This is a genomic window from Streptomyces sp. NBC_00086, assembly GCF_026343255.1.
Lineage (GTDB): Bacteria > Actinomycetota > Actinomycetes > Streptomycetales > Streptomycetaceae > Streptomyces.
The window spans coordinates 5,444,864-5,457,798 of record NZ_JAPELZ010000001.1; the positions used below are offsets into that span (position 1 = coordinate 5,444,864).

General features: G+C 75.1%; 11 protein-coding genes. 5 read left to right on the plus strand and 6 right to left on the minus strand.

Annotated elements, in window-relative coordinates:
* Positions 1–4: 4 nt before the first annotated feature.
* Both OG276_RS24485 and OG276_RS24490 read left to right on the plus strand, forming a co-directional pair.
* The gene (locus tag OG276_RS24485) at positions 5–478 is read left to right on the plus strand and encodes a thioesterase family protein (protein ID WP_266908777.1); all 474 of its coding nucleotides are present in this window, start codon (positions 5–7) and stop codon (positions 476–478) included.
* The gene (locus tag OG276_RS24490) at positions 475–1,188 is read left to right on the plus strand and encodes a hypothetical protein (protein WP_266908779.1); all 714 of its coding nucleotides are present in this window, start codon (positions 475–477) and stop codon (positions 1,186–1,188) included. Before OG276_RS24485 ends, OG276_RS24490 begins: the two co-directional genes overlap by 4 nt.
* Before the next feature lie 52 nt (positions 1,189–1,240).
* Here the strand turns inward: OG276_RS24490 and OG276_RS24495 are convergent, their stop codons facing one another.
* A complete protein-coding gene (locus tag OG276_RS24495) occupies positions 1,241–1,645 on the minus strand; it encodes a globin (protein WP_266908781.1) in 405 nt (134 codons plus the stop codon).
* Positions 1,646–1,768: 123 nt separating this feature from the next.
* Here OG276_RS24495 and OG276_RS24500 point away from each other — a divergent pair, with 123 nt between their 5' ends.
* Genes OG276_RS24500 through OG276_RS24510 form a run of 3 tightly spaced genes read left to right on the plus strand, consistent with a single transcriptional unit; the run spans position 1,769 to position 4,096 of the window.
* Positions 1,769–2,755, plus strand: a complete 987-nt coding sequence (locus OG276_RS24500; protein ID WP_266908783.1) for a methyltransferase domain-containing protein — start codon at positions 1,769–1,771, stop codon at positions 2,753–2,755.
* Between the two features lie 43 nt (positions 2,756–2,798).
* Positions 2,799–3,212, plus strand: a complete 414-nt coding sequence (locus tag OG276_RS24505) for a PadR family transcriptional regulator (RefSeq protein WP_266908785.1) — start codon at positions 2,799–2,801, stop codon at positions 3,210–3,212.
* Positions 3,209–4,096 (plus strand): hypothetical protein, encoded by an 888-nt coding sequence (locus OG276_RS24510; protein ID WP_266908787.1) that lies wholly within the window; start codon positions 3,209–3,211, stop codon positions 4,094–4,096. The genes OG276_RS24505 and OG276_RS24510 overlap by 4 nt, the downstream gene beginning before the upstream one ends.
* Before the next feature lie 92 nt (positions 4,097–4,188).
* Here the strand turns inward: OG276_RS24510 and OG276_RS24515 are convergent, their stop codons facing one another.
* From OG276_RS24515 to OG276_RS24535, 5 genes are all read right to left on the minus strand, one after another.
* A complete protein-coding gene (locus tag OG276_RS24515) occupies positions 4,189–5,301 on the minus strand; it encodes an FHA domain-containing protein (protein ID WP_266908789.1) in 1,113 nt (370 codons plus the stop codon).
* 119 nt (positions 5,302–5,420) lie between these two features.
* Positions 5,421–6,746 (minus strand): VWA domain-containing protein, encoded by a 1,326-nt coding sequence (locus OG276_RS24520; protein ID WP_266908791.1) that lies wholly within the window; start codon positions 6,744–6,746, stop codon positions 5,421–5,423.
* 26 nt (positions 6,747–6,772) lie between these two features.
* Entirely contained in the window at positions 6,773–8,365 is a 1,593-nt protein-coding gene (locus OG276_RS24525) for a protein phosphatase 2C domain-containing protein (RefSeq protein ID WP_266913078.1), read from the minus strand.
* Positions 8,366–8,791: 426 nt separating this feature from the next.
* Positions 8,792–11,521 carry a tetratricopeptide repeat protein gene (locus OG276_RS24530; RefSeq protein WP_323182413.1) on the minus strand — a complete coding sequence of 910 codons (2,730 nt, stop codon included), beginning with the start codon at positions 11,519–11,521 and terminating at the stop codon, positions 8,792–8,794.
* A gap of 20 nt (positions 11,522–11,541) precedes the next feature.
* Positions 11,542–12,840: a hypothetical protein gene (locus tag OG276_RS24535; RefSeq protein ID WP_266913082.1), complete on the minus strand. Its 1,299-nt coding sequence runs from the start codon at positions 12,838–12,840 to the stop codon at positions 11,542–11,544.
* Between the last annotated feature and the right edge of the window lie 95 nt (positions 12,841–12,935).

Consider the following 12,935-nt stretch of genomic DNA (forward strand, 5'->3'; position numbering starts at 1 on the left):
GGCCATGGCCAGACACCACTACCGATGCCCCCTCCGCTGGGCGGACATGGATGCCTTCGGGCACGTCAACAACGTCGTCTTCCTCCGCTATCTGGAGGAGGCGCGGATCGACTTCATGTTCCGCCTCGCGCCGGGGGAGGGCAGTGAGTCCTTCACGGGCGGTTCCGTCGTGGCCCGTCACGAGATCGACTACAAGCTGCCCCTCGTGCACCGTCACGAGCCGGTGCTCATCGAGTCCTGGGTGACCCGGATAGGCGCCGCGTCCCTGACCATCCGCTACGAGGTCAAGGACGAGGCGACCGAGGACGGGCCCGAGACGGTGTACGTGCGCGCCGAGACCGTGGTCGTGCCCTACAACCTCGCTGAGGGGCGGCCCCGCCGCATCACGGCCGAGGAGAAGCTCTTCCTCCAGGAGTACCTGGACGAGCCGAAGGCACAGCCGAAGACCGGTGCCCCTGCCGGGGGCATCGCGGCATGAACGAGCAGCTGCACTTCGCCGACTCCGGGGAGGCGGCGGACCTCGCCGCCTTCCTGGGCCGGCTGGTGCACTACGACCGCGCCGCCGCCGTCCGCCTGCAGGCGCAGGCCGGCGGCGGTGCGCTCGCCGTCTTCGGACGGCCGCCGTCCTTCGACGTCCTGGCCGTCCGCACGGTGCGGCTCGCCGCGCCCCTCTCCGCTCCGCTCGACCTGACCGTCTCGGCCGGGGAGCTGCTGGAGTCCGTGGACGAGGGCGAGCGGGCCGGCGCCGCCGTCCCGGCGGCCGTCACCGGACCGCCCTGGGCGGGCGTGCTGCCGCCCCGCGGCGGCTGGACCCCGGTGGCCGGGCTGCCCGGCCCCGAGGCGATGGCCAAGGCCCTGGCCGCCGCCGTCGCCGAATTCCGGGCCCGCGACGAGGCCCTGCCCCCGCAGCACCGGACCCGCTCCGAGCGCGACCGCATCGGCCGCGAGATCTGGTCCCGCACGCTGGGGGACACCGAACTTCCGCTGCGCGCCGTGCACGCCGCGCAGTCCCTGGGCTTCCTGCGGCCCGTACGGTCCACCGTGCCCGCCGTGCCTGCCGGGACCGGCGCCCCCGAGCCCGTGGCCCTGTTCGCCTCCGGCGGCTGGCTGCGGCTTCGCACCCCGTACGGGTCCGTGGCCACGCGCCGCCCGGGCGGCCTCGGCACCCTGCTCGTCCGGCCGGTCTAGCCGGCCGCGCCGTACGGGGACCCGCGCGCGGGATCCCGTACGGGGCCGGGGGCTAGCCCGCGGTGTTGATCATCGACGCGGCGGCGTACGTCAGGTACCGCCACAGCTGCGCCTCGTGCTCCGGCGCGAGGGCGAGCTCGTCCACCGCCACCCGCATGTGCTTCAGCCACGCGTCGTGCGCGGCGGCGTCCACCTGGAAGGGCGCGTGCCGCATGCGCAGGCGCGGGTGGCCGCGGTTCTCGCTGTAGGTGTTCGGGCCGCCCCAGTACTGCATCAGGAACAGCGCGAACCGCTCCTCGGCGGGCCCGAGGTCCCCCTCCGGGTACATCGGGCGCAGCAACGGGTCCTCGGCGACGCCCTGGTAGAAGCGGTGGACCAGACGGCGGAAGGTGTCCTCGCCGCCCACCAGTTCGTAGAAGGTCTGCTCCTGGACCGTGCCCCGCGGAATCTCATTCACCCGACCATCGTCTCAGACGCCCGGACGGAGGACCCCGGTCCCAGGTCGTCCGGGTCCCGCGGACACCGCCCGGGTGTCCGCGGCGCGGTCGCACGCGGACGGTGTCCGCAGGACAGTGGAGACATGGGCGCACACGCCGAGGTACGCGACGTGCGGGAAACCGCGCACGCCGCCCAGGTACGGGAGCTGACCGCCGCCGGGGCGCTGGAGGATCCGCGCTGGCGGGCGGCCTTCACCGCCGTGCCCCGGCACGTGTTCGTCCCGTACTACTACACCGGCCGCGGCGCCGGACACGAGCGGCTGTGGGCCGAGGACCCGGACCCCGAGCTGCGGGCCCGCTGGCTGCGCGGGGTCTACACCGACGCCCCGCTCGCCACCCGGCTGCGCGACGGCGAGCTGGTCTCCTCCAGCAGTCAGCCCTCGCTGATGGCGAAGATGCTGGATGCCCTGGACGTGCGCGACGGGGACAACGTGCTGGAGATCGGCGCGGGCACCGGCTACAACGCGGCCCTGCTGTGCCACCGGCTCGGCGACGGGCTGGTCACCACCGTGGACCTGGACGAGGAGATCACCGAGTCGGCCCGCGCGCACCTGGACCGGCTCGGCTACCACCCGGCCGTGGTCACCGGCGACGGGGCGCGCGGCTGCCCCGCCCGCGCCCCCTTCGACCGGATCCTGGTGACCTGCACGATCCCGCTGATCCCGCCCGCCTGGCTGGGCCAGTGCCGGCCCGGGGCCCGGATCCTGGCCCCGCTGTCGACCGGGCTGATCGCGCTCACGGTGCGGGACGCCGGGTTCGCCGAGGGCCGCTTCCTGCACACCTCCGCCTACTTCGTGCCGCTGCGCGGGGCCACGGCCGCGCCGCCGGGCACGTACGGGATGCCGCAGGGGATCCCGTACGAGCTGGTGGAGAACGAGCGCTTCCAGTTCATGCTCGTGCTGACCTCGGGCGCGCTGCACCCGAGGGAGGCGCTGGACCTGTGGCGGCGCGAGGACCGGCCGGCGCGCGAGCGCTTCGGGGTGACGGTCGGCGAGGCGGGGCAGTGGTCCTGGCTCGACGATCCCCAGGGGCCCTACGTGTGGCCCCTGGGGGAGGCCGGAGCGACATAGGTCGGCTATCGACATATGTCGGCTGCCGAGTTATGGTCGGGGTGTGAATGATCAAGCTCTCCGCGAGCCGACCCTGCTGATCCTCACGGCGATCGCCGATGCCCCGCGGCACGGTTACGCGATCGCTCAGGAGGTCGAGAAGATTTCGGAAGGCCGCACCAAGATGCGCACCGGAACGCTCTACGGGGCCCTGGAGCGGCTCCTGGAACAAGAACTCATCGCCGTCCACGAGGAAGAGGTGGTCGACGGACGCAGGCGGCGCAGCTACGCGCTCGCCCCCCGCGGGCGGGAGATCCTGGCCGCAGAGGCGGCCCGGCTCGCACGCACCGCCCAGGAGGCGACCCGGCGGCTGGGACTCGGCGGGGCGGGCGCCTCCTTCGGCACCTCCCTCCGGGTCTCCGTCGGCGGCGCCCTCGGCGGCTCCTTCGGCATCGGCGGCGCGGTGGTGGGCTCATGACCACGCTGCTGAGGCTGTATCCCGCCGCCTACCGGCGGGAGTTCGGCGACGAGATCGCCTACGCGTACCACGAGGCCACGCGGGGGGCGGGGGCGCCCGCCCGAGTGCGAGAAGGCGCCGACGTCGCCGGACACGCCCTGCGGATGCGGCTCGGCCTGGGCTCCACGGGACGGCCCGGCCGCCTCCTGGCGGCGCTGGCGCCGTTCGCCCTGGTCGCCATCGGGGCGTGCGCGGCCGGCTGGATGGGACTGATGCGCTACGCCCTCTTCGGCGGGGGACCGGTCGGCGCCGGCTTCGTGCTGCTGGCGGCGGGATACCTGGTCATGCTGTTCGGCGCATTCCTCGCACTGGCGGGCCGCTGGTCGGCGGGCAGTTGGACCGTGCTGGCCGGAGTGGTCGTGGAGCTCGTCGCCACCACGATCCGGATGGGCATCGGCGGCATCGGGATCCAGGCGCTCTCCAGCACCCCGATGCTCGTCCTGGGTCCGGTCCTGCCCCTGGCCCTGGTGGCGGTGGCGTGCCCGCCCGACCTGCGGCCGGCCCCGCGGATCCGCACCCGGGCCGGGGTGGCCGCGGTGCTGGCGTGGACGCTGGTCCTGGCGGGCGCCGTGCTGACGGTCCCGCTGGTGTACCCGTTGACCTGGCTGCGCTTCGTCGTCCCGGTGGCCGCCGGACTGCTGCTGGCCGGACGCCCGGCGTTCGCCCGGCTGCGCACCGCACCGGCCGTCCTGCTCGCGGGACTGCCGTTCCTGTACTTCGGCGCCACGCCCGGGTCGCTGCCCCCGCTCACCCTCGCCGGCCTGCTCATCCTGCTGCCGGTCACCGCCGTGGTGGTGAGCGTGCGGCGCCGGCGGGGCGCGCGGGACCCCTTGGTCGGCGGCTGAGCCTTCCCGGCCCGAAAACGAAGCCCTCCGGTGTCACCGGAGGGCTTCGTCGCGTTCAGGACCCGCGGCCGCGCCGGGTCAGCCGTGCGGGGTCAGCCGCGCCGGACTGTGATCGTGGTCCAGGCACCGACGTGGACCCGGTCCCCGTCGGCGAGCGGAACCGGCACGTACGGCTGGATCGAGTCCTCGCCGTCGTTGATCGTGGTGCCGTTGGTGGAGTTCTGGTCCACCACGGCCCAGCTGCCGTCGGGCTGCTGGACGAGCACCGCGTGCTGGTGCGAGACGCCCGGGTCCTCCGGCGGCACCGACAGGTCGATGTCGGGGGACTCGCCCGTCGAGGCACGGCGGCGGCCGATGGTGATCTGGCCGCCGACGAGCGGGAGGTGCTGCTCGGGGGAGTACGCGGGCAGGTCGAGCCCCGCCGCTTCGGGGCCGCTGCGCTGCATCATCGCCATGAAGTACGTGCGGTCCGGACCGATGGTCGCGGTCCAGGAGCCGCCGCCCTGGGGCTGGTAGGGCTGCTGGTACGACTGCTGGGGCTGGGGCGCCTGGTGCTGCTGGTGCTGCTGGTGGTGCGGGGGCGGCTGCGGCGGCTGGTACTGCCCGGTCTGCGAGGGCTGCTGCTGGTACGGCGGCGGAGCCTGCTGCGCCTGCGGCTGCTGCTGGTGAGCCTGCGGGGGCGGCGGCTGGTGCGGCTGCTGGTGCTGCGGCGGCTGCTGGTGCTGGGGCTGCTGGTGCTGCCCGGGCGGCGGCTGCTGCTGGTACGGGGGCTGCTGGAAGTCCTGGCGCGCCGGAGGCGGCAGCATCCAGTCGTCCTCGCGCTGCAGCGGCTCGGCCGGGCGGTTGACCCGCGAGGGCCGAGAGCCCTGGTAGTCGAAGTGGTCCTGGGAGTACGCCGGCGGGGCCGCGGGCGCGCCCCGGGAGGGGGGCGGCGGCGGGGGCAGGTCCGGGGAGAGCGGTGTGTACGAGGTCGCCGCGCGCGTCAGGAAGTTGTACCGGCACTCCTCGCAGAACGGGGCCATGGCCTCGCGCGGGGTCCGGCACTGCGGGCAGAGCTCGGCCTGTGCGGTCGGCTCGCCGGTGGGAGGGTAGCCGTAGCCGTAGGAGGGCGCCCCGGGGGTGCCCGTAGGGGCGGCCATGCGGTGGCCGCAGACCTCGCACCAGTCGTCGGAGGCGGACTGGTGCCCGTTCGGGCAGGTCGGCATCGCGGCGCTTCCTCCTTCTTCCTGCGTCAACGAGGCAGGGTCTTCTTCTTCTGCTGCTTCTTCATCGCGTCTTCTTCGCGTCCGATCAGAGCGTCACGATCAGAGCGTCAAGCTTTACGTCAAGATTTTCGCACTCGAACGGTTTGAGTGGAACGCGTTTCTAGTGTCATCTCGTCCGCGTCGGCGACCTTTGCCTTCAGTCGCACAGTACCCGCCGCCGCATCGACGACATCCACCACCTTGGCGAGCAGCTTGGCGGTGTCGGCGTTGCCCGAGGAGCTCGCCAGCTGCACGGCCCGGCCGAGCTTGGCCGTGGCCCCGCCGACGTCTCCCAGTTTGCGGGCCTCCAGACCCTGCTGGATGGCCTGCGCGAGCTCCGCCTGCCCGGTGTAGTGGGCCACCTGCGGGTTGATGGCGGTGGACGCGGCGAGATCGTCCGTCCAGACGGCGCGGACCAGGCCTTGAGCCAGGACGGCCGGGTCCTCGCCGGGCGCCCCCGGCATGAGCAGGGCGGCGCGGGCGGCGAGCATCTCCTGGCCGACGGAGGCGCCCGGGACCCGTACGCACACGTGGTACTCGCGGGACTCGTCGCCCCAGGAACCCGTCGGATAGTCCCCGGCGCGCGGGGTCGCCTCCGTGCGGCGTCCGGTCAGGTCCTGCACGGCGGGAGCGACCTGCTTGACGTACAGGACCTCCGCGCCCACCGGGGTCCACAGGCGCAGTGAGACGTCCGCCACTTCCTTGCCCATGACCTTTTCCATCATGTGCGTGAAGTCCTCGGTCAGCCGGGCCGGATCGGCCACGATGTCGGCCGTGCCGAGCAGCGCGCTCGCGATGCCGGTGACCTCCTTGACCTCCCAGTCGGTTCCCACGCCGCGGGCGTCACAGGTGAAACGGCCCGCGCAGGCGTCGAGCGTGGCGCGCAGCACGGCCGGGTCCTCGTGCTCGTTGCGGCCGTCGGTGAGCAGGATCCCGTGCCGGATCGCCGCGGTGGACCCGCGCAGCAGGCCGTCGGCGAGGCGCAGCCAGGTGCCGATGGCGGTGCCGCCGCCGGAGGAGAGGCCGCGCAGGGCCTCCTTGGCCTGGGCGCGGGTGGTCGCGTCGGCGATGGCGAGGCGGCCCCGCCGCGGGAACACCTCCTTGGCGACGTGCGTCCCGGCGATCACGGCGAAGGCGGTGCCGTCGCGGAGGGTGTCGACGGCGGCCGCGGTCGCCTCGCGGGCGCCGCGCATCTTCTCGGGCGGGTACTCCATGGAGCCGGAACAGTCGACCATGATCACCACGGCGGCGCCGCCCGGGGCGACGCTTGTCCGGGTGGCCGTGGCCCCGCCGGTGGAGGTGACCGTGACGATGGCGTGGACGTCGCGGGCGCCCTCGGCGAGGAACTCGTTCTGGTACACCTCCACGCTGAAGCGCGGGGCGCTCGGCTTGGCGAAGTTCGCCATCGGTCGCTCCTCCTCGGGGACGGGTATCAGGCCTGGGCCTGCGGGGCGGCGGGGCCCGCGGCGCCCGCGGGCGGGGTCGGCGGGGTGGCCGCGAAGGGGACGACGGCCACGGTGACGTTGTCGTGCCCGCCGCCGTCGAGGGCGTGCCCCACCAAGACCTGCGCACTGTGCAGGGGCCGGACGGCGGCGTCGTGCGGAAGCACCTGGGCCATGTCGCGCGCGGACTCGGCGTAGTTCCACAGGCCGTCGGTGCAGACCACGACCACGCCGTCGTGATCGGGCTTGAAGGTGGCGGTGTGCGGTTCCAGGTCGTACGCGTCGGCCCCGAGCCAGCCGGTGATGGCGTGCGCGCGGACGTCCGCGTAGGCCTCGGCCTCGCCCATCAGGCCCGCCGCGACCATCTGGGCCGCCCAGGAGTCGTCCTCGGTGAGGCGCCGGGGCAGGGCGGCGCGGTCGTCGGGGACCCAGTAGGCGCGGCTGTCGCCGACCCAGCCGATGGTCAGCAGGCCACGGCTGACCACGGCGCCGACCAGGGTGCAGGCGGGGGCGTTCTGGGCGCCGGGCACCTCGGGGGCGAGGGCGTTCACCGCGGCGGCGGCGGCCAGGATCGCCTCGTGCATGGCCTCCTGGGGATGGGCGCCGCGGGGGAGGGCGTCGAGGAGGGCCTCGTTGGCGGCTCCGGCGGCGGCCGCGGAGGCCTCGTCGGGGCGGCTCGCGGAGGAGACGCCGTCGCAGACGATGGCCACGGTGGCGGCGGAGCCGTCGGGCAGCGCGGTGGCCGCCACGGCGAAGGAGTCCTCGTTGCGGTGGTGGCGCAGCCCGCGGTCGCTGACGGCGGCGACGCTCCCGAGCTCCTCTTCGAGGTGGTCCCGCTCGCGGGGCTGCGCGTGGCCGCAGTGCTCGCAGTACCCGTCGGTGTCCACCCGCCCGGCGCGGCAGGCCACACAGGTCTTCCCACCGGCCTCCCCCTGCGGGGCGGCGCCCTGGGGGGCTTCGCCCCCGGGGCCGTGGCCTTGTCCCGCGGGGCCGCTGCCGTACGGGGCTTCGCCCTCGGGGTTCCCGCCCTGGGGGGCGGGGCTGCCGTACGGGGCTTCGCCGGCGGGCGTGTCCCCCTGCGGGGCGGAACTGCCGTAGGGGGTGCCGCTCTCGGGGTTCCCGCCCTGCGGGGCTGAGCTGCCGTACGGGGCTTCGTGTCCCGGGCCGGGGCCCTGGGAGCCGCCGTACGGGGCTTCGCCGCCGGGGCGGTGCCCCTGCTGGGCGGGGTGGTCGTAGGGGGAGGCGTGCTCTCCCGGGCCCGGGGTGCCGTACGCGTCGTAGCCGTCGTAACCCGGTCCGCCCGCGGAACCCGGGCCTTGGGCGCCGGCCCCGTAGGGGGTGGTGTCCGCCGGGTGCCGGCCCTGAGGGGGTGCGGTGTACGGGCCCTCGGGGGCCGGAGGCGTGCCGTGGGGGTCGGACCAGCCGGAGGGGCCCGACACCAGGGTGGGGGCGGCGGTGGAGACGCTGCCCCAGCCGGGCGCGGCCTCGCCGGCGTACCCGGGGGCCGCCGGTTCGGCGTAGCCGCCGGAGTGCCGGGGTGCGGGGGCCTCGTCGGGCGACGGGCGCCCGCGCGTGGCGGGGATCCCGCCCGCCGGGGTGGCCTGGCCGGTCGCGCCCGCGTGAGCAGCTTCGGCGGCCGGGGCAGGGGCGGCCGGGGGCATGTGCGCCGCGCCCGCCGGGGCGAACGGCTCCGCCGGGCCGGCCGCGGCCGGGGTGCCCTGCTCAGCCGGATCCGCCGCGAACCGAGCGGGGGAGGGCGGAGCCGCCGGGGGCACGGCCGCGCCCGGACCGGCCGAGGGCGGGAAGCCCGCCGCGGCCGAGGGCGCGCCCGCCGGGGGCACGGATGCCGCGCCCAGCGGGGGCGTGGGTGGTGTCGCCCCTTGCGGGGCGCGGGGCTCCGAGGGGGCGGTGGTGGTGAGGGCGTAGCCGCAGAGGCCGCAGAAACGATCACCCTCCTCCAGCGGTTCCGCGCAGCTGGGGCAGCCCGACAGCCGATGCATCGACATCAATCACACCCACGTCCGGGGACGGAAACGGTTTGCCCGCTCCACCAGTTCGATCCTCTCCTCGCCCCGCTGCGCCAGCCGTGCCAGCACGCGGAACGAGCGCTCCAGGCCGAAGCGCAGCCCCCGCTCGTCCAGTTGGCAGCCGAGCAGCGAGGTAGGCCCGGGGTCGGAACCCCGGCTGCCCGACAGTACCCAGTCCAGCGCCGAGCCCAGAACTTCCGCCCTGAGCCGCTCGTGGCGCACCGAGTCCAGGCCGAACCGCCCCAGCCCCTCCACCTGCGCCGCTGCCGCCGTCAGATCGGGCAGCAGCGCCTCCTGCGGAGACCGGTCGCGCAGGCGTGCCCGTACGGCCGCCACCCGCGCGGCGGTGTGGTGGATCGACGCCTCCGGTACGGATTCCAGCGTGCGCACGGCTCCGGCCCGGTCCCCGGCGGCCAGTTGCACCCGGGCCAGCCCGAACGCCGCTCCGACGAACCCGGGGTCCGTGGCCCACACCAGCCGGTAGTACTCGGCGGCGTTGTCCAACTGCCCCAGCACCTCCGCGCAGAGGCCCAGCGCCAGCTTCGGTGCCGGTTCGCCCGGGAAGGCGTCGTAGATGGCGTCGAAGGACACGGCCGCCGTCTCGTCCTCCCCGACGGCCAGCGAGGAGATGCCCCGGGCCCACACCACGCGCCAGTCGTCGGGGTGCCGCGCTTCCAGCCGGGTCAGCGCTTCGGCGACGAGCGGCGCGTCGGCCCCGCCCAGTTCGAGCCGGGCCCGCAGCTCCCGCAGCCGCAGCTCCGCGGATTCGGCCGGCGCCGAGCCCAGCGCGGCCAGCAGGTCGGCCGGCGCGGAGGCCAGCAGGCCCGCCAGGAAACCGGCGTTGGGGTCCCCTGCGTCGACCAGCGGCACGGGCAGGGCCAGCGCGGCCTCACGGGCGTCGAGCGTGGACAGTTCCGGCCGCTGCGAGGCGGTGATCTCGACGGGCGGCAGCGGCGCGGCCGCCGGAGCCCGGCGCGGGGCCGGCACGGCGGGACCGGCGGCCCGGTGCGTCGCCGTGGTGACCAGACCGGTCGTGCCGTACCCGGTGATCGGCGAAGCCGACGGAGCCGGAGGGGCCGACGGGGCCGCGGCCCCGGCCTCCATCGCCGGAGCAGCCCCCGGAGCAGCCCCCGGAGCCGGGACGGCGGCCGTGACCCGGGCCGCAGCGGCGCCCCGGCCCGCCCGCCACCGCTTCACGGGCCGCTCGCCCAGCCGGGACACGTGCGCGCCCGACCTGTCGTCGATGAACAGCCGGTCGTCCGGGACCCGCAGCTCGGGCCCGAAGAGGGTGGAGACCTGGGGCCTGGGGCGGCCCGTCTGGAGCGCGACGACCTCTCGCAGCACCCCCGTCAGCTGGTCGGCCATCTCCTGCGCGGACGCGAACCGCCGTCCCGGATCCGGGTCGGTGGCCCGTACCAGCAGCCGGTAGAAGGACTCGTACCGCCCGAACACCTCGATGTGCTGCGGGTCCGGCAGCGAGTCCACGAACACGTTCGTGTAGCCCTGGAAGTCGAAGGTCAGCACGGCCAGCGTGCGCGCCACGGTGTAGAGGTCGGAGGCGACCGACGGGCCGAGCTCCGCGACCTCCGGCGCCTGGTAGCCGACGGTGCCGTAGATGGCCGACTCCTCGTCGTCCATCCGCCGGACCGCGCCCATGTCGATCAGCTTCAGCTGGTCGGCCTGCTGGATGGCGTTGTCGACCTTGAAGTCGCAGTACAGGAGGTTCCTGGAGTGCAGGTGACCGAGCGCCTCCAGCGCCTCGATGCCGTACGCGCACGCCTGCTCCACCGGCAGCGGGTCGCGGCGGCCGTCCGGCCGGCGCCTCTCGTTGGCGATCTCCTTGAGCGATTTGCCGCCCACGTACTCCATGACGATGTACCCGTCCAGCGAACCGGTCCGCTGGTCCAGGTGCTCCACGAAGTTGTAGATCCGCACGATGTTGGAGTGCTCGATCTCCGCGAGGAAGCGCCGCTCCGAGATCGCGGCCGCCATCGCGTCCTGGTCCCCGGTGTCCAGCAGGCCCTTGAGCACGACCCACCGGTCCGACACGGCCCGGTCCACCGCGAGGTAGACCCAGCCCAGCCCGCCGTGCGCCAGGCAGCCCGCGACCTCGTACTGCCCGTGGACGAGGTCGCCCGCGCGCAGCTTGGGCACGAAGGAGTACGGGTGCCCGCACTTGGTACAGAAACCTTCCGTCCGTCCCGGCCGCTCCCCTCGGGCCCGCCCCACGGGCGCCCCGCAGTCCGAGCGCGAGCAGAACCGCTTGCGCTCCGGGACCTCCGGATTCTCCAGCACCGCCGCCGAGGGGTCCGGACGAGGCACCTCCGGTACGTTCACCAGCCCGGCTCCCAGCCGGCTGCGGCCCGACCCCGAGGCGGCCGAACCCGAACTGCGCACCGACACCGACCGGGTGGACGCGGCACCGGAGAGCGCGCGGGAGAGCCGCCCGGACACGGAGCGCCGGGAGGAGGACGACCGCGACGACCGCGCCGAGCGGGAAGCCCGCGAGGAGGACGAGGAGGACGAGGACCGCCCGGACCCGTGCGAGCCCTGCGAGTCCCCGTGACGTGCCGCGCTCGTCATCGCCGTCGGCACCGACACCAGTTCCTCGGCGCCCGCCGCGACGGCGCCGGTCGGCGCCAGCCCGCAGGTGTCGCAGTAGACCTCGCCGCCGCCCATGTCCTCGTACGCCCCCGGGCAGCCGGGGCGCATGCACGCCGTTCCGATCAGACTCACGCGTCCCCCTCCCTCGGCCCGTCGGGCCACTCGCGCACCGGTCGGTGCCCCTGCTGGTCCTGCTGGTCCTGCTGCGGCGCCGGCAGCGCCTCGGCCGTCGCCCACTGGTAGCGCAGCACCGCCTGCTCGGCGGCCCGCAGATCGCAGGGCGCGCTCCACAGCATCCGCCGGGCGGTGTCGTACCGCTCCATCAGCAGCGGATCCTCCGCCATCCCGAGCCGGGCCACCTTGGCCTTGTAGGCGTCGAGCCGTCCGCGCAGCTCCGCCCGCACGGCCAGCGGAGCCGTCACCGCGGTCAACGATTCGCGGGCCCGCCGCAGTTCCTCCCCGGCCCGCTCCTCCAAGGACTCCAGCAGCGGCGACAGCCGGTGCCACTGGGCATTGCGCCGGTACTCGGCCGCCGCCGAGAGCTGCTCCTGCAGCGCCGTCGGCGGTCCGCTCACCGCGGGCACCTCGGACGCCGCGATCTTCGCCAGCACCTCACCGCGCGCCAGCCGGGCCTCCGCCAGGGTCCGGTCGGCCCGCGAGAGCAGGTCCCGCAGCCCGATCAGCCGCTGCTCTGCGTCCTGCCGGACGGCCAGCACCGCCTCGACCTCCCGGCGTACGTCCTCCAGCGCGAGCGCCGCCCGGTCGTAGCGCCCGGTGTCCGGACGGCCGCCGCCCGGCGCGGAGCTCCCGGCCACCGGGAACCAGAACGCCAGCGGGTCCTCGATCACCCGGGCCCGCAGGTCCGCCAGCTCGGCCGTGATGGCTTCCAGGTCGTCTCCCGAGGGGTGCTCTCCCGGCCGGACCCCCACCGAGTGGGCGAGGGCGCGGGTGCGGTGCAGTTCGGCGGAGAGCAGGTCGATCCGGGCGGGCAGCGCCGACCAGACGGAGTCCGCGGCGACCACCACGTCCAGGGAGCTCGCGTACAGCTCGTTCATGCGCGACACCAGCTCGGCGAGGGAGAACCGCTCCGCGAGCGGGGCCCCCTCCACCGCGGCGCCGGAGATCAGCACCCCGGGCCCGCGCAGCCGGTCCGTCAGCTCGACCAGGTCCTCGCGGCTCGGCCAGCGGCGCCGCTCGCGGATCTCCCGGGCGGCGCCGAGAGCGCCGCTGTAGGCGTCGAAGTACCGCCACAGCCGGGTGATGGCGGCGTCGGCCCCGGCCCACCGCTCCTTGGTGACCCCGGTCAGCCCGGCGCCCTCCAGGAGCCGCCGGCCGGAGTGGTCCTGGAGCGCGAGCAGCGAGGTCTCGACGGCCTCGTGCTCCGCGCCCAGCCGGGCCAGCGCACGGTCCACGCCGTCCCGGTCCATCACCGCCGGCTGCGCTCCCCAAGGCTGTGCCCCCGAAGGATGTGCCTCCACCGATCCTGCCTCCGGTCTCGTGACATCGGGCTCGGAATCCGCCA

What these genes read in the sequence shown, in the direction of transcription:
- OG276_RS24485 (WP_266908777.1), top strand. Translation starts at nt 5, where the DNA reads ATGGCCAGACACCACTACCGATGCCCCCTCCGCTGGGCGGACATGGAT.
- OG276_RS24490 (WP_266908779.1), top strand. Translation starts at nt 475, where the DNA reads ATGAACGAGCAGCTGCACTTCGCCGACTCCGGGGAGGCGGCGGACCTC.
- OG276_RS24500 (WP_266908783.1), top strand. Translation starts at nt 1,769, where the DNA reads ATGGGCGCACACGCCGAGGTACGCGACGTGCGGGAAACCGCGCACGCC.
- OG276_RS24510 (WP_266908787.1), top strand. Translation starts at nt 3,209, where the DNA reads ATGACCACGCTGCTGAGGCTGTATCCCGCCGCCTACCGGCGGGAGTTC.
- OG276_RS24515 (WP_266908789.1), bottom strand. Translation starts at nt 5,301, where the DNA reads ATGCCGACCTGCCCGAACGGGCACCAGTCCGCCTCCGACGACTGGTGC.
- OG276_RS24520 (WP_266908791.1), bottom strand. Translation starts at nt 6,746, where the DNA reads ATGGCGAACTTCGCCAAGCCGAGCGCCCCGCGCTTCAGCGTGGAGGTG.
- OG276_RS24530 (WP_323182413.1), bottom strand. Translation starts at nt 11,521, where the DNA reads ATGCGCCCCGGCTGCCCGGGGGCGTACGAGGACATGGGCGGCGGCGAG.
- OG276_RS24535 (WP_266913082.1), bottom strand. Translation starts at nt 12,840, where the DNA reads ATGGACCGGGACGGCGTGGACCGTGCGCTGGCCCGGCTGGGCGCGGAG.